The organism is Acinetobacter sp. AOR41_HL (genome assembly GCF_027854645.1).
Classification (GTDB): Bacteria; Pseudomonadota; Gammaproteobacteria; order Pseudomonadales; family Moraxellaceae; genus Acinetobacter; species Acinetobacter nosocomialis.
This window is the reverse complement of record NZ_JAKTHZ010000003.1, coordinates 81524-101099: the sequence shown is the minus strand read 5'-3', so window position 1 is coordinate 101099 and position 19576 is coordinate 81524. Positions and strand designations below refer to the sequence as shown.

The 19576-nt window shown below is 40.7% G+C and carries 12 protein-coding genes; 6 read left to right on the top strand and 6 right to left on the bottom strand.

Features of this window, described 5'->3' with window-relative positions; all coding sequences use genetic code 11:
- Positions 1–120 precede the first annotated feature (120 nt).
- The 4 genes from hslO (at position 121) to MKL35_RS00615 (ending at position 3194) form a co-directional block, all read left to right on the top strand.
- Entirely contained in the window at positions 121–996 is an 876-nt protein-coding gene (hslO, locus tag MKL35_RS00630; protein ID WP_004710781.1) for an Hsp33 family molecular chaperone HslO, read from the top strand.
- Positions 997–1132: 136 nt separating this feature from the next.
- A complete protein-coding gene (locus MKL35_RS00625) occupies positions 1133–1744 on the top strand; it encodes a LysE family translocator (protein WP_002157001.1) in 612 nt (203 codons plus the stop codon).
- Between the two features lie 149 nt (positions 1745–1893).
- Positions 1894–2853: a DnaJ C-terminal domain-containing protein gene (locus MKL35_RS00620; protein WP_032009927.1), complete on the top strand. Its 960-nt coding sequence runs from the start codon at positions 1894–1896 to the stop codon at positions 2851–2853.
- Positions 2854–2864: 11 nt separating this feature from the next.
- A complete protein-coding gene (locus tag MKL35_RS00615; RefSeq protein ID WP_000207458.1) occupies positions 2865–3194 on the top strand; it encodes a chaperone modulator CbpM in 330 nt (109 codons plus the stop codon).
- Between the two features lie 230 nt (positions 3195–3424).
- Here the strand turns inward: MKL35_RS00615 and MKL35_RS00610 are convergent, their stop codons facing one another.
- From MKL35_RS00610 to rpsO, 3 genes are all read right to left on the bottom strand, one after another.
- On the bottom strand, positions 3425–4636 hold the full coding sequence (locus MKL35_RS00610; protein ID WP_004710786.1) for a magnesium transporter CorA family protein: 1212 nt from the start codon (positions 4634–4636) through the stop codon (positions 3425–3427).
- Between the two features lie 84 nt (positions 4637–4720).
- Positions 4721–6808, bottom strand: a complete 2088-nt coding sequence (gene pnp / locus MKL35_RS00605; protein WP_170318156.1) for a polyribonucleotide nucleotidyltransferase — start codon at positions 6806–6808, stop codon at positions 4721–4723.
- Positions 6809–7065: 257 nt separating this feature from the next.
- Positions 7066–7335, bottom strand: coding sequence for a 30S ribosomal protein S15 (gene rpsO, locus MKL35_RS00600; RefSeq protein ID WP_001229357.1), 270 nt, complete (start codon positions 7333–7335; stop codon positions 7066–7068).
- A gap of 212 nt (positions 7336–7547) precedes the next feature.
- Between rpsO and MKL35_RS00595 the strand changes: the two genes are divergently transcribed.
- The gene (locus MKL35_RS00595) at positions 7548–8846 is read left to right on the top strand and encodes an EstA family serine hydrolase (protein ID WP_032009928.1); all 1299 of its coding nucleotides are present in this window, start codon (positions 7548–7550) and stop codon (positions 8844–8846) included.
- A gap of 717 nt (positions 8847–9563) precedes the next feature.
- Here MKL35_RS00595 and recD read toward each other — a convergent pair.
- The 3 genes from recD to MKL35_RS00580 all read right to left on the bottom strand — a co-directional run bounded on the left by recD (position 9564) and on the right by MKL35_RS00580 (position 18761).
- Positions 9564–11315, bottom strand: coding sequence for an exodeoxyribonuclease V subunit alpha (gene recD, locus MKL35_RS00590; RefSeq protein WP_032009929.1), 1752 nt, complete (start codon positions 11313–11315; stop codon positions 9564–9566).
- Positions 11316–11423: 108 nt separating this feature from the next.
- Positions 11424–15122, bottom strand: coding sequence for a UvrD-helicase domain-containing protein (locus MKL35_RS00585; protein WP_032009930.1), 3699 nt, complete (start codon positions 15120–15122; stop codon positions 11424–11426).
- Positions 15123–15125: 3 nt separating this feature from the next.
- Positions 15126–18761 carry an exodeoxyribonuclease V subunit gamma gene (locus MKL35_RS00580; RefSeq protein WP_032009931.1) on the bottom strand — a complete coding sequence of 1212 codons (3636 nt, stop codon included), beginning with the start codon at positions 18759–18761 and terminating at the stop codon, positions 15126–15128.
- Positions 18762–18931: 170 nt separating this feature from the next.
- Here MKL35_RS00580 and MKL35_RS00575 point away from each other — a divergent pair, with 170 nt between their 5' ends.
- Positions 18932–19444 carry a hypothetical protein gene (locus tag MKL35_RS00575; protein WP_017393997.1) on the top strand — a complete coding sequence of 171 codons (513 nt, stop codon included), beginning with the start codon at positions 18932–18934 and terminating at the stop codon, positions 19442–19444.
- Positions 19445–19576 lie beyond the last annotated feature (132 nt).

Here is a 19576-nt window from a genome sequence, read left to right as displayed (position 1 = left end):
CCTAAATGATTGCGACAATCGGTACAAGAGTTACCGATGTCCTGCTTGCAGCCACGCTGCATTCCCTAAGCTTGATTAAACCGAAGTTGTTATAATCTGCTTAGGGCCCTGGAGAATATTATGTCTGATTTACGCCAACGCTTTTATATAGAGGACTTTCCTGTTCGCGGTGAAGTAGTTCATCTGGAAGAAGCATTACAAACTATTTTAGCTCAACGCGACTACATGCCTGCGGTTAAGATTCTATTAGGCGAGATGTTGAGCGCGACTGCATTACTTGCAAGTACTTTAAAAATCAAAGGCCGTATCAGCTTGCAAATCCAGGCTAGCGGCTCTTTCAAATGGGCCATGGCTGAATGTAATCACTTAGGTGAAGTTCGTGCTTTAGCAGATTACGAAACAGATCCACGTTTTGTTGAAGCAACTGACAGCAGTACAGTCCTTGGTGCTTTAGTTAATCCAATTTTATTTATTAACATCGAACCTGAGCATGGTGAGCGTTATCAAGGGATCGTACCTCTTGACCAAACAAACTTAGCTGGCTGTTTGATGCAGTATTATGATTTATCTGCTCAAATTCCAACTCGTATTGTATTGGCAAGTACAGCTAAACGCTCTGGTGGTTTACTCATTCAGTTGTTACCTCGTCATGATGAGGAAGAGCAAAAACTGGTTGATGAAGATTTATGGCCACGTTTAACCATGCTGACTGAAACGCTCAAGCCTGAAGAACTAACTGAGCTTTCAGCGAATGAAATTTTGTATCGTCTCTATAATGAAGAAGAAGTACGCTTGCCAGAGGTTGAACATTTAAAATTTGGCTGTACTTGCTCTAAAGAGCGCTGTGCTAAAGCACTCATTCAAATTGGTGTTGATGCTGTTCATGAAACATTGGAAGCACAAAACCCGATTCAAATGGATTGCCAGTTCTGTAATACTCGTTATGAATTCACTGCCGAAGAAGCATTAGGTCTGTTTGGTGAACACTTGAGTTAATCCCTTACTTTATAAAAAGGCGGTCAAACCGCCTTTTTATTTATCTATAATTTTTGATGATAATTTTCAGCATGTTATTTTAAATCAGTTAATATGAGCTTACTTGATAACCCAATAAATAAGATGCTTATATTTCATGAATTATTTTGATTATTTTCTCTTTATTTTCAGTGTCATTATTATGATTGCGACCCCTGGCCCTGTCATGATCTTGGTGGCAAGCGCCGGACTGAAAGGCGGATATAAAAAAGCACTGGAAACCATTTTTGGTACAAATCTCGCCTCACTGGTTTTAATTTTTATTTCGGTACTCGTACTTAAAGGAGTACTCGGTATTAATGAAAGCTATTTAAATATTATTCGTATTTTAGGCTGTCTCTATATTGGCTATTTAGGACTTAATATTCTCAAAGAAGTCATCCAAGCCCCTCATCCGGAAGCAATACAAACCGTTTCTGCCCAAAATGGTGGTTTTAAAAAAGGCTTTTTAGTGGGTATTTCAAACCCTAAAGATATTATTTTCTTTTCAGCTTTCTTTCCTCAATTTGTCTCTATTTCACCTAACCTAAATTTCAGTTTGACCCTTCTTACACTGACATGGATTGTTTTAGATTTTTTAACCCTATCTTTAGTTTATGTATTCTTCCGTCGCCTTTCTAACAGCCACTTATACCCTAAAATACTCGGCTTATGCGGCCTATTGCTTTTATTAATTGCCCTATACGGTTTATATCAAACTTTCATATAAAGAATGAGAGGCATAGTCCTAATTGACTTATGTCTCTTCCACCTAGTCTCCCATTTTTGTAAGAGAACAACTCTTATACAATCTAGCTCATTGAAAGCCTTAAAAATTGTTTCATAATGAAATAAACAACACCATCGTGATAAAACATTATGGCCAAAAATTATTATGAAGAATTAGGGGTTAAACGAGAAGCCTCTGCTGATGAAATTAAAAAAGCATATCGCAAATTAGCTCGTAAATATCACCCCGATATCAGCAAAGAAAAAGATGCAGAAGAAAAGATGCAGGCTATTAACGTCGCCTACGACACCTTAAGTAATGCCGAAAAAAAGGCTGAATATGACCAAATGTTAGACCACCCACAAGGTTTCAACGGCTTTGGCCAAGGTGCAGCTCAAGGTGGATTTGATGGTGCACGCTTTTATCGTCAAGGCTTCTCAGGCGGCGGTGAACAAGCTGACTTTAGCGGCTTTGAAGACTTATTTGGTCGTTTTGGTGCAGGCTTTGGTGGTGGACAGCAACAATACCAAAGGCAACAACGTAGTTATCGGGGTGAAGATCAACATGCCAGCATAGAGGTCGATCTTGATATTGCCTATCATGGGTCAACACAACAGATTACCTTGCAAATTCCGACTGTGAATGTTTATGGTGAGCCTGAGGTACAGCGCAAAACCCTACAGGTGAAAATACCTAAAGGGATGAAGGAAGGTCAACAAATTCGTCTAAGCGGACAAGGACAAAGTGGCATCAATGGTGGTGCCAACGGCGATCTTTATATCGAGATTCAATATAAAGATACAAATCGTGTTCATGTAGAAGGCAGTGATGTATATTTAACTGTAGATGTAGCGCCATGGGAGGCCGCATTAGGTCAAGGTATTGAAGTAAAAACACCTGCAGGACCTTTACATGTCAATTTACCAAAAAATGCAAAACAGGGACAACAGCTACGTTTAAAAGACAAAGGGATACCAAATAAAACGCCAGGCCATCTTTATTTAATTTTAAATATTGTATTCCCACCTGTGCATTCTGAAAAAGAAAAAGAAGCCTATCAGCAATTGGCAGAAGCCTTTGCTTCATTCGAACCTCGTTCATCTCATTAGGGAGCAAGATCATGACAACCATCCATTATCGAGAAATTGTATGTGACGGCCACACCTTTAGTGCTGAAGTCGTTGATGAACAATGTACATTTGATCTGCAACAATTTGCTCAAGCCTGTGGTCAAAGCCCGGACTGGATTCTAGAGCTCATTGAGTACGATATTTTAGCGATTGATACTCCACCTGAAAAACATCAGTTTATGGGTGAAGATGTTATTCGCGCTCGTAAAGCCTATCGTTTGCAACGTGACTTTGATGCAAGTTTGGCAGCAGTTGCGGTGATGTTAGATTTGATTGATGAAGTGCAACAACTTAGAAAACAGTTGAAGCATTTCCATTAAGATTTTTTCTTCTAAATAATCTTTAAAGTAGGTATGAACTAACGTGATGGGCGGCATGGATGCCGCCTTTTGGACTGCGGTAACATGGATGTACCGTCAGTCCAATAAAGGGGTTTTGTTACTTTTGCCCAGTCAAAAGTAAGGATATGCCTATACAAAAAATATCTAATTAATCCATATATTTGAGGCAGTACTAACAAATCAACTTTACTGATCTTTGAAAATTCCTATTACTTCAACCGAGTAATCTTCTCCACTTCCTTCAAAGTCTGCTTAATCGGTTCATATTCCAAAAACCAGAACAAATTCATACGCTCTTGGCGGTGCTGCTGAGCCAATAAATCAATAACGCTTTTCTCACCACGCCCCACTAAATGCTGTCTATAGAAGTAGTACAACAATAAAACTGTACTGAGCAACATGACACCGAGCATAATCCAGAAACCCACTGGCGACTTAAGCCCCGGAATAAACTCAAAGTTCATTCCGTAAATACCAGTTAAAAGCGTAAGTGGTGCAAACACAGCGGTAATAATGGCAAGAATACGCATATTTTCATTGGTCTGGTTTGCAATCGCTGAGAAATGCAAATCTATTGCCGATTGAATCGCACTCCGTAAACGTAAAGTATGTTTTTGAATACGCTCGACATGACTCATTAAATCATTCAAACGAACTAACAGAAGATCTTGTGAACTATGCGTACGCTCACCAATCACATGATGATAATTTTCTACAATTTCATCCCGAAACTCTTGTAGGGTTTCGATTTGTTCTTCACACAAGTTTTCGACCTGCTGAAAGGCCATGTTTTCATGAAACAGTTGATGCCATTGTTTAAAACGACGATTGCCCTGTAATAGTTGTTGTTGCCAGTGCTCGACCCTTCTGGTTAAAGGCGAACGAATATCAAGATAACCATCCACCATGCTATTGAGCAGACGTAAACATAAATCTACAGGCGAATTAGGCAACTTACGGGTTTTATTTTGTTCTTCTAAGGTTTTACATAAAATATTTTCAAGACGCTGAATATAATTTTCAATCGACTTGTTGCCCTGCTCACGTACACTAATCAGAACTTTAGGGGTAAAAATAAAACTAATTGGCGTGGTAGCTAAGCCAAACACACTCTCGTGTGTTTCTCCATTTTTAATTTCATCATCAGGTGTAACAAGCTTTTTGAAAATGAGCAGGTCATATTCTTCAAGCGTATCAAAGGCACAAGGATGCTCAATATTGGCAATATCTCGCATATGAAATTCATTAATTGCGACATCTGAAAGCTGCTGAATTTTTTGTTGCCACTCTTCATTATGGTTAACAACGTCAGATCTCACACTATCAATCCAGAAAAATTCCAGAACATGTTCAGTGTGCTTTTCTCGGCTCAAAAAAACATAGCCATCCTTTTGATGACGATAAAAATAATAAACCTGCATACCACGTCGATCTATTTGTGTGTTACTTGCATCATGCCATAAAAAAAGCCCGCATCAAGCGGACTTTTTTAGTGAGTTAAGCAATTATGCTTGCTCAATATCTTTCATAGTCAATTTGATACGACCACGGTTGTCAACATCAGCAACTTGTACTTTCACTTCCTGACCTTCTTTAAGAACATCAGTTACGTTCGCAATACGCTCATTAGAGATTTGCGAAATATGAAGAAGGCCATCAGTACCTGGCATAATGTTTACGAATGCACCAAATTCTACAATACGGATAACTTTACCGTCGTAGATTTTACCTGGTTCAACTTCAGCAGTAATCGCTTGGATTTTTGCAATTGCAGCTTTAGCAGCAGCTTTAGTTTCACCAAATACGCGAACTGTACCGTTATCTTCAATATCAATAGCAGCTTTAGTTTCTTCAGTAATTTGGCGGATTGTTGCACCACCTTTACCAATTACATCACGAATCTTGTCCGGATTAATTGTAATTACTTCGAATGTTGGAGCATGCATTGAAATTTCAGGACGAGCGCGTGAAATTACTTTGTTCATTTCATTAAGGATGTGCATACGACCAGCAAATGCTTGGTTTAACGCAACTTCCATAATTTCTTCAGTAATACCTTCGATCTTGATGTCCATTTGAAGTGCAGTAATACCGTTTGCAGAACCTGCTACTTTAAAGTCCATGTCACCAAGGTGGTCTTCGTCACCTAAGATGTCAGAAAGTACAGCAAAACGATCGCCTTCTTTCACTAAGCCCATTGCGATACCCGCAACTGGTGCTTTAAGTGGAACACCTGCATCCATAAGAGATAATGACGCACCACATACAGAAGCCATTGAAGATGAACCGTTAGATTCAGTAATATCAGATACAATACGAATAACGTATGGGAAGCGGTCAGCAGCAGGAAGAACAGCTTGAACACCACGACGTGCTAAACGACCATGGCCAATTTCACGACGCTTAGGACCAGACTCACGACCTGTTTCACCTACAGAGTATGCAGGGAAGTTGTAGTGCAACATGAAGTTGTCAGTTTTAGTACCAGAAAGCGTATCAACCATTAACGCATCACGAGTATTACCCAAAGTTGTTGTTACTAACGCCTGAGTTTCACCACGTGTAAATAATGCAGAACCATGTGCACGATCTAATACGCCAACTTGAACGTCGATCGCACGAACAGTTTTAGTATCACGACCATCAATACGCGGCTTACCTGACAAGATGTTGTCACGTACTGTACGATATTTAAGGTCTTCAAATAATTCGTTTACTTCGTCAGCAAGACCAGTTTCGTCATTTTCAGGAACGAACTGAGCTACAGCTTCTGCATAAAGTGCATCTAATGCTGCATAACGATCTTGTTTAACCGCAATCGTATACGCTTCAGAAATTTTAGCTTCGAAAGCTGCTTTTAATTGCTCACGAAGTGTTTCATTTTTAGCTGGAGCAACCCAAGTTGATTCCACTGCACCGGCAGCAGCAGCAAATTCTTTAATTGCTTGAATCGCGATTTGCATTTCGTCATGACCGAAAAGCACTGCACCAAGCATTTGGTCTTCTGAAAGTTCTTTTGCTTCAGATTCAACCATTAATACAGCCGCTTCTGTACCAGCAACTACAAGGTCAAGGTCAGACTGAGCCATTTGTTCAAAATTCGGGTTTAAAACATATTCGCCGTTAATTAAACCAACACGAGCTGCACCGATTGGGCCACGGAATGGTGTACCTGCAATTGCTAATGCAGCAGAAGTACCTAACATTGCAGCAATATCAGCTTCCATAGTTTTGTCAGAAGAAACAACTGTTGCTGTTACTTGAATTTCGTTGAAGTAACCTTCTGGGAACAATGGACGAATTGGACGGTCAATAAGACGTGAAATTAAAGTTTCAGCTTCAGAAGCACGACCTTCACGCTTACCGTAACCACCAGGGATACGACCAGCTGCATATTGTTTTTCTTGATAGTTAACTGTTAACGGGAAAAAGTCTTGACCCGCTTTTGCTTTAGATTGAGCAACAACTGCAACTAAAACAGTTACGCCGCCCATTGTAATTAAAACTGTATTTGCTTGACGTGCAACGCGACCCGTTTCTAAAACGACTTGATGTTGACCGAACTGGAATTCTTTACGAACGATGTTAAACATTGACATGTATTGTATTTTCCTAATTTTATTCTAGTGAGACCCCTAAGGTTTGGCATTCAGACTACAACTATTGGTAGATAAATGACAAAGCTTAGAAGCCATCACACTAGACCAAAAATTTTAAATAATATTAAACGCAAAGAAGGAGCGCACAAGCGCCCCTTCTATAAATCGCCTAACGGTTGATTAGGCGAAACTTTCTTTCCAGAAACAAAGCATAGCAACATGCGATAAACCGAAAACAAAGCAAAATCGAATTAACGACGTAGACCTAAAGCACCGATCAAAGCAGTGTAACGCTCGTGGTCTTTACCATTTAAGTAGTCAAGTAATTTACGACGTTGGTTAACCATACGGATCAAACCGCGACGGCTATGGTGGTCGTGTTTGTGAGCTTTAAAGTGACCTTGTAAATCATTGATTTGAGCAGTCAATAAAGCTACTTGTACTTCTGGTGAACCAGTGTCGTTTTCAGCGCGAGCAAATTTAGCAATGATCTCTGCGCGGTCTGCATTAGTTAAAGCCATTCGATTTCTCCGAGATGCTTAAAAAATAAAATGATATGAATCAGTTGAGCGCAACTGACTGCCGTGCATCACTACAGCAAGTTGCCTATTTTAAGGTATCTATATATGGATTGCAAAATTGTTTTCAGTTACCTGTCATTTTAGACACTGACATACGCATCCGAACCCTGCACACTTGACCGTCAATAAAAAGAAAGAAACGCGAGGGACGTGTGAAAATATTTTCGACCAACACCTGTCCAGTACCAGACGATATGGGATCGATCATTCATCACAAAGATGAGATACCTGCTGAACAAGGTGGAATGAGTGAACGTCAGGTTCAAAAGATCTGGAAGAGTATTGAATCGCTCTATAGAACCGGGAACTATCCGCTCATTACTTTTTGTTTACGTAGACAGGGGAAAATTTTATTAAATCGAAGCATTGGCTATGCTCAAGGGAACTCTCCAGAAGGTTTGCAAAATAATGCCCTCATCGCAACGCCGGATACTCCTGTTTGCTTATTTTCAGCATCCAAAATGATTACTGCCATGTTGATTCATCTTTTAGATGAAAAAGGTGAAATCAACTTACTTGACCCCGTCAGTTATTACATTCCTGAATATGGTGTAAATGGGAAGCGCCGTGCGACCATCTTTCATTTGTTAGCACATCGGGGAGGCATTCCTTATGTTGATGGAGAAGTCACTCCTGAACTGCTTTTTGATAAAGATGAAATTTTAAAGCGCCTATATGCAGCAAGACCTGTTTCTCCAGCAGGAAATCACCTCGCCTATCATGCAGTAACGGCAGGTTATATTTTAGGTGAAATTATTGAGCGAGTCACAGGGCAAGACCTTCGCCAATTTATGCATGAGACCATCGAGAAGCCGATGGACATGCCTTATTTCAACTATGGTTTGAAGCCAGAGTATCGCTCCAAAGTTGCACTCAATTGTGCAACAGGTTTACATCCTCGCTTAGGAACAGATCATTATCTCAATCATGTACTAGGTGGCGGCTTACAACTCGCTGTAGATGTCACTAATGATAGCCGTTTTATGGATACCATCTGCCCTGCTGGTAACATTTATACCAGTGCCGAACAAGTTGGACGCTTCTTTGAAATGCTTTTAAGTGGGGGAAGCTACCAAGGCAAACAAATTCTAAGTGAAAAAACAATTTTTAGAGCAACTCTACCGACCACAGGAGTTAACATTGACCGAACCTTATTAATACCGATGCGTTATGCACTAGGTCCCATGCTCGGTAGCAATCCAGTAGGTTTATTTGGTCCAATGACTGGACAAGCTTTTGGTCATCTCGGCTTTTCTAATATTTTATGTTGGGCCGACCCAGAGCGAGATATTAGCGTTTCACTGTTAACCACTGGAAAGTCCGTAGTAGGCACTCACCTTCCGGCTCTAGCCAACTTGCTCTATCAAATTTCTAGCCAATGCCCACGAATTCCTAGAGATCAGCGTCGCTCATTGTTTGGTAGCGATTCACATGAAACAGATCTAGTCTAAATCGTAACAACTTAGCGCTAAAATAAAAAACCCAAGCATTTCTGCTTGGGTTTTTGGCGCTGTAGTTCTTGTTTATCGGGTTTATCGCTGTTCTTATTGTTATGTGTGAGATGCTTTCCACATCCTTCTTCTCGTTTTACTCACTTCCGTTGTTTTTATTTCTATTTCCTTATGTGATGTATTTTGTCATATCCAATTATGAAGAAAAGTAGTATTTTTCTTATCATCATGTAAGCGAAAACGTACAGGTCTGTCTAATATTTAGCGTTTATCTGTAACAGCTAAATAACGTACGGTTCTGTATAACATTTAACTTAACAATTCACGCGAAAAATGCCCATTTAAGAATCATATTACAAATAAATATATTAATATGCTTGAGTTAAATTATTGATAATCAGAATAAGAAATAGCGTGACGCAAACAAGAGGTTATTTAATTTATTTAACGTGATAAAAACTCAAAATATAAAAAAGCCCTGTAGTCTCTCCCAAAACTACAAGGCTTAGCGGCTGTAAGTTTCCTCTTTATTCACCTACTTCATTGTAAGTTCGCAGTCTCTCGACTTAAGTTGTTATTATTGTGCGATTTTGCCCGACATTCCTTGCCAAGCTCGTTGTGCGTTTATAATCTCAAAAACAGGGTATGTTCTCTAGCAGCAAATATCTCGAATCCATGTAAGCTTTTTCTTACAAGGGTAAAAATATTAAGTTTGCCTTAACGAACTAACCGATTAACTTTTTCAACTAAACCGCTTTTTCTGGTCGTACGAACTGTAAAAGATTGTAATAAAGCCTCTGGGTGAACCAACAGACTGACTACTTTTTTCGCTCGTGTAATCGCAGTGTAAATTAACTCTTGGCTTAACAAATTCTTAGCGGCCTGATCGAGAACAACAGCAGTATGTGTAAATTCAGACCCTTGCGATTTGTGAATGGTTAAAGCAAATGCACTTTGAATACTTTTAGGTAATCGGTTTGCAGCAACCCACTTATTTAAACTTGGGAAATAGACTTCAAACTGTTGAGGCTGGGTTCTATGTTCAAAACATAAACCAATGTCACCATTTGAAATACCAAGCTGGTAATCGTTATAAGTCATCATGACCGGACGGCCTACATACCATCCTCCTAAAGTCACAATACCTAGCTGTTGTTGTAACCAGCGTTCGGCATATTGATTAAGTTGCTGCAAGCCAAATGGCCCATGACGAACTGCCGTTAAAATACGGTAGTCATCGAAGGACTTAACGATATTTTCAATATGCTCAAGTGATCGATCATCTTGTAAATAAGCTTTTAGGCTTTGCACATAGCCTTGAAAGCCCACCATCAATTTTTGATAGTAAGCTTCCAGCTCTGTAAATGATCCTTCAGGTAAATATTCAAGCTGAACTACATCGGGCATATCAGCTTCTAAAGGAATTGAGCGTAATTCTGAAACCTGAACAATATCAATTTCAAATTGTTGTAAAACTTGCTCATGGTTGATTTGACTAGTTTGCATTTGAATAAATCGAGCAACCTGACCAACCAAAGCACCTTGTGCAAAACGACGGCTGGTTTGAAGGTGAACACGGTTTTCAGATAAAGCCTCTATTTGCTGTAAATCTGCAAGTACTGCTCCAACATCTACAGAAGCAAGCTGGTTGGCATCACCTAATAAAATAATTCGACACGACTCAGGAACAGCTTCAAATAATAACGTTGCCAGATTTAAATCCAGCATAGAGGCTTCATCCACCACAATAACGTCATAAGGCAACGGCTGTTTTTGATTAAACCGTGGAGTTTGACTATGCCCCATACCTAATAACCGATGGATAGTTTGGGTACTTTGGTTTCTTAGCTCATCACTTATTAATCCCGACTCAAGCAGTTTGGGATCATTAAACGAGTTTTGTAAGGCTTCTTGCATACGTTGTGCAGCTTTACCCGTCGGAGCAGCCATCGCCACACGAATATGCGGAATTGCCTGACTAAGCACAGCAATAATACGAGCGAGCGTATAGGTCTTACCTGTACCCGGTCCACCTGTAATAATACTTAAGCTCTGCCGAGTCACCATTTGCAAAGCAGCTTGCTGATGAGGATCAGTGAGTAAGTCTAAATGCTCTTCACATGAAACAGGTTGAATTGGTTGTTGCTTTAATCGGCGAATTTGCTCAGCTAGACGTTGCTCTAGGTTCCAATATCGGTATAATGCCAACCCCTGCCCGTCGTGGACACAAGGGGCAACTTGAGACTTTGCTTGTTCAGCAGATATCACCAGTTGGCCAAGTGTTTCTATTTGCTCTGGGCTAATCTCAATACAACTGTCACCCTGCAAGCTCGCTTCAATCAGCTGCTGCAAAAAATAAGCTGCCTCTGGAGCTTGTGTCTGTGCAGTAAACGGGGCTTGATTTAGAAAGGTACTCCAAGTCATTAACCAGCTTAAATCGCTTTGTTCAGGGCTATTTAGATTGTCCACACACTTATCCACCTAGTTTTCCACACGCTTGTCCACATGGTTATAGACAGGCTTATCCACACCCCAAGTATTTGTTAATTCTAAAATTAGATCATTTATCAGCATTTTTTATGCAATTTTATCCTCAGCAAAGTACCCTAAAATAGCATCAAGGCGTAGAACAAATTCTGTACTTGGCTGCCAATAATAATAGCCTTGCTCAGCTTCGCCATTCATACCGCGTAAGTAAAGATAAGTTGCCCCACCTAAGTGTTGTTCAATATCATAATTCTGCATTTTGACTTTTAAATAACGATGTAACGCAACCAAATACAGGCCTGCTTGTAGCCAATAGCTGGCTAAAGACATACTTTGTGCAATGCTTTCTACACTGTAATCGGCAAGGTTTTCACCTAAGTAGTTACTCTTATAGTCAGCAATGTGATAACGCTGCCCATCAAAATAAACCAAGTCTATCGAACCATTTAAATAGCGAGCAGAACGAGCCTCTAATAACTCTGGCATTTCCATACCATATTCAGCAAAAAGTTGATGAATACGTTTCATGGCTAGCACACGATCTGACAGTGCTAAATAAAAAGGACACTCTGATAAATAGTGCTCTGGCTGTAACTGATTTAAACGAAAACCTTGATATAACGGCGTACTTAGAATCTCTTGCAACCATTCGGCCACAGCGTGATAAAGCGAATATTCCGCTTCTTGTTCTTCGGGAAAGCTTTCTTGGTATTTGATTAATAAATCTTGCCACAAACTACTGTAGTCATTTTTAAAACGACGGCGTATTTCACTTACCCACTCATCTGAACATTGAAAATCAATATGTTCAAAAATTTCATGTAAGAAATTACCTGCGAGCGTCCCTCTCGGAAAATTGCTTTTGATCCAGCTAATTGGCTGTGCTGCGGGCGCCTCAACAGAAATAACCTGATCGAGTTCATCCTCGGCTAAAACAGCTTCATGGCTCTGGCTCGCAAGTAAATCTGTACCTACTTTATGTCTTAAATGCTGTGCCAGATAACTAAAACTGGTTTTGCCTCTTGAATAAAAGCGCTGATCAGGAAAATGCTGTGCCTGTATCTCAATAATATTGATGTTTTGATTTAAATGCCTTGCAGCAGGTGGTTGCTCCAAAATTATTTCATCGGTACAACAACGGTGCTGGAATGGTTCAGCTCTGTTTTTCCAAAATGCCAAACCTGAAACAGACTTGCCATCCGTATCTTGTAAGAGCGCATAAACACGATGACTTGCCCGGGTTAAAGCAACGTACCATAGACGATTTTGTTCCGCTAAAGCCCGTTCTTCATGCTGCTTCAGCTCGGTTTCGTTTAAATATGTTTTATCGGCAATCGCAACGACACGTTGTGTTAGAGTTTGAGCCGACTCTGGAACCGTTATATCTTGGGTCGAGAAGTTAAGTGTCTTGTTATTTTCCCGAAATGGCTTGTCGGCCCCGAGCAAAAAGACAATTTTAAACTCAAGACCTTTTGACTGGTGAATGGTCATGAGCTGTACGCCAGCTTCACTCGACAACCTACGTTCTAACTCCCATTCACGGTCAAGCGGTGACTGTAGTTGCCTGAGATACCAATGATAGAGATTTTGCGCACCCTGATATTTCTCGCTATGTTGGCTCAAAATTTCGGTCAAATGACGCAAGTTCACCACAACCCGCTCATTATCTTTACTCTGGACAGCAACCAGATTTTTCCAAATGCCAAATTGGTTTAAACATTGCTGCCATGCTACTAAAAAGCCCTGAGCTGACCAAAGCTCACGAATAGCATCAAAACCAGTCATAAACTGGCTTAAACCTTCGGCCGTTTGTTCGAGTTGCAATAGCTGTTTAAGGTCCATAGCAAATAAACGACTAATCAAAGCTCGTTTCACTTTGGCCTCATCGTAAGGATGGAGTATCGCTGTGAGTAAGGCCCCAACATCCTGAGCAATTGTGCAATCAAAAACGCTTCGTTTTGATGGCCGGTTAACTCGTATTCCTAAACGTTCTAATTCAAATTGAACTTTATCAAGACCATCATGATTACGCGACAAGACTGCAATATCGTCTTCATTTAAGATTTGAGTCTGGGCATCTTTTTGAAAATAAAGTTGTCCTGCATGTGACTGATTGAGTAAATCACGTATTTTCCACGCGACTTGCTGTGCTTCCGTTTCCTTGTCTTTTAGCATAAGCCAACGTAAAGGATGCGGATTAGGCTGGTTTTGATCGATTAAAACCGGATGAGGTCGAGTCCCTGCCCGAATCGGGTCATATTGAACCTGTTCACCAAAGTCGATTTGCCTTTGAAATAACGCATCAACCACTTCAACCAAGTCAGCGACTGAACGGTGGTTATGAATTAACTTATATTCACGGCCATGCTTTGCCTGAATATCTTTGTAGGCATTTAAAAAGGTGAGCATATCCCCACCACGGAAACCGTAAATTGCCTGCTTACGGTCCCCCACCATAATCATGCAACCTTTTTGGTAACGTTCTGGATGACGCCAAATGCTGGCGAGCATGTCATCTTGGTCTTGGTTGGTGTCTTGAAACTCATCAACCAAAATTAAGGGGTATCGAGCCTGCACAAATACGGCGAAACGTTGCCCCTGCTCGCCCTTTAAAGCTTCTGACAAAGTGCGAATTTGCTGAGAAAAAGTCGTCTCGCCCTTGTTTTGTAAAACCTGTGGTAAACGTTTTTTAACCTCTACACACAAATAAGCTTTTAAATAAATATGAAGCTGATCGAACTGTTCAGCGTAGTTTTTCAGCACACCAAATAACTGCTGAATCTGCTGAATACAAGGATGCTGATAAAATCCATCCGAAATTTCGGCGGGACATTTCTTGAAAACTTTCTGATCGGCAAGCTGGCCTAAAAACTTAAAAATGAGTTCGCGTTGTACCGCTAAAGACCCATCAAAAACTAAAATACTGTCGCTTTGCTTTAAAACCTGTAATAACTGTGGCACACATTCACTAAATAACTTATTAAATGCGCCATTACGAAATATTGTGCCGCTTACATGTTTATAGTGTTCGCCATCAAGCAAGTAATACGGTTCTAGAAGACTGATATCAATTTCTGCTGCCAACTGTTTGAGCTGAGCAAGCTGTTCAAACTGAATGGTAGGCTTTTCGGGAAGTTTAAAATGAGCCGAACTAAAATTCAGTGAGTCTTCGACCAGTTTGACAAAACTATCAACACTTTTTAACTCACCTGCCAGATACAACGCATCAATCACGGTTTGAGGCTGAGACTGTATCCATTCACGTAAAACATCATGAATCAGTTGACGGCTATAGGTTTTGGCATCATCGGTAATTTGAGCACGTTCAATTTTGCCACTTTCAAAGGCAAACTCACGTAATAGCTTTTGGCTAAAGCTATCGAGTGTTCCGACAAACAGCTCATCTAACTGATCAATAACAAGCTTTAAGCGCTCACAGGCATAGGCAATACGTGTCGCAAAATGCTTTAGAACATGTTGCAGTAATAAGTCAGATTCTTGCTCGGCCTGTAAAAGGATCTCTTTTTCAGTCAAGCTCCGCTTGGCATCTAAGTAACGGTAGGTTTCGACCAAACGCGCACGAATTCGGCTTTTTAACTCGGCAGCGGCAGCACGGGTGAATGTTGTTGCAATGACTTGGCCCGGTAAATATTTCTCAAGAAAAATACGGACCATTAAACTCGACAGTGTATAGGTTTTCCCGGTACCCGCCGAAGCCTCAATTAAATGCAGTCCACTAAATTCAATATCAATAATAGGTTGATAAGACACCTGTACTCTTGAGTTCATGCCTTACTCCGAATGTTGAAATTGAAAAACCGGATGATACAGGTCATAGGCAAACTCATCACAAGCATGTTGAAGTAATGCTTGTGCATCTTGTTCTTGCAAAATGAAACGCCAGTCTTGATGTAACTTGCACGCTTCATTTTGTGTCATATCGATAGAGGTAAATGTCCCCGTTTCATTCCAGTATTTTAACAGCTCCGCATAGCTCTTCTCATCGAGTTTTATTTTTTCTGTCGGATTTGTTGTTTCCCACTGATATGCCTTAGCTTTTTCAAGTGGCTTTAATAATAAAGCTGCTGGTAACACGAGTGGCTGCTGTTGAGCATAACGCCAGATTTTAAACCAAGGCTGTAAATACTGCCGAGCTTGCTCCGAACTAATACCTTTACAGATGACGGTTTGGTCACTAAAAACCACAATACGGCGTCTTTCAGTTCCTGCACTTCCTACATTTAAATAGGCCAACCAAAGCAGGTACTCTAACCAGACTTTTGCACGTCTTTTTGCCCGAGCACTTGATGCTTCCATACTGACCCAATCCTGAGTTTCAGATTTTGGCACCGTAATATTCATATGAAGCTGTTTGGCAATTCGCCACACACGCTGAGTCGTTTGTGTCACGGCTGATGCATAGTGATGAAGACGCTCAAGCAAACATTCCTGTTCAAAAATGCCCTGTTGCCATGCGCTGTATTGAACTTTGCCTACAGGCAACTGATCAAGTAGAGCTTCTGGCTGTGCCTGCTGTTCATTTTGTTGTAAAAAATGTCGAATAGCATAGCGGCCCAAACCATCTAAAAGCAGAGGTTCATTCTGATCTAGCTCCCCAACACTTCCCAAGTTTTCTACACCTAAAGTTTTTAAATATAGGCGTGCGGGGAAAGTCACATCCTGTATCCACTGATGACTGTCTAAAACCAACATGTCAGGTATTTCTAAAGGATAAGATGTATTCGCCCAAGGCTTAAGAACACCGGAAGCTTGCTGAATTTGCATAGCTACATTAAACCAGTGATCTTGGTAGCGAATATAACTTTTCTCGGCCATAAAACCCTTCGGGTCAAACGGCTGTAAATAATGTAAGTGATAGAGCTGTTTTAATTGAGACGGAATTTCAATGCCTTCAATCACTTCACGGTCAGGTGCATTTGGCTCCGGTTTTACAATAAGCGCAAGATGCTCACGGAACTCTTGAAGAATACTAGAAGGATCTCTCACCTCACCGTCATTAACATCAAAACCGTTATAAAACAGCCATAAGTTTTCTTGGGCTAAAAGTAAGGCATCCAAGAAAGCACCTTGATCATCCTCAAGACGGGAACGGTCACCTAGTTGTTGACGTAAGGCATCCATCAAATCAAATGGCACGTGGGTATCACGGTTTGGAAACTGCCCTGCATCAAGGTTAAACATCACAATTAAGCGATAAGGTAAAGGACGAATTTGTCCAATCTGGGCAAAGGTAATCTGTCCGGTCGGTTCAGCTTGGGCGGTCTGATTTTCTAAAGTTCGCTGAATCTCATCCAGAATATAAGGCAAAGGCAAGGTGATTTTACGTAAGGTGCCTGTTTCTGTCTCGGCATAGTAGCTTGCGAGCGTTAACATACGCTCTTGTTTTTTTACAATTTCTCGCGCAGTTTTTAAAACAGCCACACCGGCCTGCTCAAACTCGATAATATCTTGCGAGAGTATTTGCAGCCAGTATTCCACCGTATGATTTTTTTTCTGCTCATGCATAATGAGCCAGTCACGGCGTTCATTTAAATCTTGATAAATCTGAATGAGCGTACCAATAAGCTCAAAATCACTCGGTTGGACCTTAGCGTAACTCAGCACCTGATTAAATGTAGCGTGTTCAGGAATTGCTATACCGAGCGCTAACCGCTCTAAAGCAAATTTAAAGCTATATCGATAATCATCATCGCCGTCACATAAACTACGTTTCAGATGCTCTGCATCAAGCCCACGTTTAAACCCTGCATCAACAAGTAAATTTAAAATTCGCTCTACTTGAGCATATTCAAGTGCATAACGCTGCTGCGTCGCATGCAAACCAAGCCAGTCAGCAAAGTCATCAAAGCCAAATCGCCCTTGCATGAGGTTAATTCGGCCAATTACGGCACGCCATGCATTGAGTGCATCAAGTGAGGCAACACCTGCTATTTTGACAGGCAAATGCACGCCTTGCTCAGTCGCTGTAGCAGGAAAAACACTTCGTATTAAAGGCTCTACCTCAGCCAAATTAGGAACCAAAACCAAAATATCATTTGGACGACGCGGCTGTTCGTGCGGTTTTGCCAACCAGCCAATCAATTGTTCTTTCAATACTTCAAGTTGCCGTAATGTCGAGTGGCAAACATGAATCTGAATTGAGTCATCGTGAGGGGCAAGCTCATATTGCTTGGCTTGGGGCTCCACCAAGTGCAAAATATCTGACTGAACTTTACCAAGTAAACTTTCTGGAAAATCATCTACAAAGGCATCCACCCACTTACCTTCTTCACCTGTAGACAAGTTTGAGAGTAATGAGAAATGGTCGCGGGCTTGTTTCCCTAATCTGGTTAAAAGTGGATGTCTTGACTCACGCGCCTCAGCATTAAAGTTAAGCGTAAACTTATTAAAGAAATCGGCAATTTCCGCATCGGTCGCTTGGGGATTCTTCGCTATAAAACGCTCTTTTACCCCTAAGTCATAGCGCTGTTTCCAGAGTGGGTCGACACTATCGGCCCAATATTCTTGCGAAGGGTTATAGTGCAAAATCAACACATCAATGTATTGCCCTAAACGGCGCAAAAACTGAAGCTGGCTAGGCGGTAAGTCTAGCAAAGTAAAAATGACTATTTGCTCCGGCAAACGAGCCAATGCCTTCTTCTGGCGCTCAGGATGCTCTAACTCTTGCCAAAACAACTCATCAATTTGCTGCATTTGCATAAAATCATCATGAAAATGCTGCTGCCATAACCAGCGCTGCCAACGCTCTAACTCTTGTGTTTGCTGTAAAGTAAATGCCGAAACTTCTTTATCTTTCTGCGCAATATACTTTTCGATATCAAGTGATCGACCTTGTCCCCACGCTGCTAACCAGTTATTTGGACAAGTACAGGTATTTTCACAACCACGCTGGCACTGTCCCCGATAGACCATGTAGTTACTAAATAAATCGGCAACCTGCTCGGCAACCCAATACAACATTTTTTGTTTTTTTAATTGCTTCTCTATCCCTTGTTCAAGCCGATCTGCGCTGTCATAAATACGTTGAACAATAGAATGCAGTGGATGAGAGCCATCTATACTGATCTCATCAGGCTGAATAAATTCTTGTAAGGCGTGATGTACACGCCATTTAAAAATCAAGCGTGGAATATTGGCTTTACGAACCTGTTCCTTATGCGCCGTGAGGACCTGTTGATAGGCATACCACTGAAACCCGCGCACACGTTGATGGAACTGGTAGTTGGCGCTCATTCCTTGTTGTTCTGCAAGTTTTTGTATCAGCCACTGCTCGATGGCAGGACTTGGCACAATGAAATGCTGGGCTTTCAAAACCTGTAAAGGATGCGTTGAAGGTTGGGACGTAGATGCCAGTACGCCCTGCAACAACACATCAATACGTTGACTTTGAATAACATGGATGCCCATTTATTTCATATCCTACTCGCATAATTTATGCACAAAATCATAAACATTCATTACTATACAACTGAATCTGACTATGTCACGTTGGTTTAAACACAGCATAATCTAACTTTAGGTGTCACTTACCTTATGTTGGCAAGACACCTTTAAGGAACCCATTACAGGTAAACATTATGAAAATTGATAACATTCCTGACTATATTGATCCTAGCCTAAATCTGGAACAAATTCGCGATGAGTGCCACGATCTCATTCAAAAAAGAGCTTACGTCTCTGCTGGTGCAGCAATTGTACCCATTCCTTTTTTTGACGTGGTAGTAGATTTGGGAATTTTGTCACAGCTTATTCCCGATATTAATTCCCGTTTTGGTTTAGCGCCTGAACATGTCAGCGTCTATGATCCAAAAACAAAAACCATTCATTGGGATGAATTGCGTAAACGTGGCTTTCAATTTTCAGGTTTTGTGGTCGCGCGTACAACCGTTAAAAAAACCTTTAACGGTTTCTTTGGCAAAATCGTAACGAAACAGGTGACGAAATTTATTCCGTTAGGCGGACAAATTGTTGCAGCAAGTTTAGGTTATTTTATGATGAAAAAAATAGCCCAAACTCATCTAAATGACAGCTACAACCTTGCTAAACGTATTCAACAAAAAGGACGCAGCTCAACAGTACTTGAGCATTAATATAGTCCTATCATAATTTTAAGGCACATGACTGTGCCTTATTTTTTACTTTTAAAATTTACACAATAAAACAAAAGATATATTAAAAACTTTAATCTTCACTTATTTTTTTAAGTTTTACTAAAGTTTAAA

What these genes read in the sequence shown, in the direction of transcription:
- hslO (WP_004710781.1), top strand. Translation starts at nt 121, where the DNA reads ATGTCTGATTTACGCCAACGCTTTTATATAGAGGACTTTCCTGTTCGC.
- MKL35_RS00625 (WP_002157001.1), top strand. Translation starts at nt 1,133, where the DNA reads ATGAATTATTTTGATTATTTTCTCTTTATTTTCAGTGTCATTATTATG.
- MKL35_RS00620 (WP_032009927.1), top strand. Translation starts at nt 1,894, where the DNA reads ATGGCCAAAAATTATTATGAAGAATTAGGGGTTAAACGAGAAGCCTCT.
- MKL35_RS00615 (WP_000207458.1), top strand. Translation starts at nt 2,865, where the DNA reads ATGACAACCATCCATTATCGAGAAATTGTATGTGACGGCCACACCTTT.
- MKL35_RS00610 (WP_004710786.1), bottom strand. Translation starts at nt 4,636, where the DNA reads ATGCAGGTTTATTATTTTTATCGTCATCAAAAGGATGGCTATGTTTTT.
- pnp (WP_170318156.1), bottom strand. Translation starts at nt 6,808, where the DNA reads ATGTTTAACATCGTTCGTAAAGAATTCCAGTTCGGTCAACATCAAGTC.
- rpsO (WP_001229357.1), bottom strand. Translation starts at nt 7,335, where the DNA reads ATGGCTTTAACTAATGCAGACCGCGCAGAGATCATTGCTAAATTTGCT.
- MKL35_RS00585 (WP_032009930.1), bottom strand. Translation starts at nt 15,122, where the DNA reads ATGAACTCAAGAGTACAGGTGTCTTATCAACCTATTATTGATATTGAA.
- MKL35_RS00580 (WP_032009931.1), bottom strand. Translation starts at nt 18,761, where the DNA reads ATGGGCATCCATGTTATTCAAAGTCAACGTATTGATGTGTTGTTGCAG.
- MKL35_RS00575 (WP_017393997.1), top strand. Translation starts at nt 18,932, where the DNA reads ATGAAAATTGATAACATTCCTGACTATATTGATCCTAGCCTAAATCTG.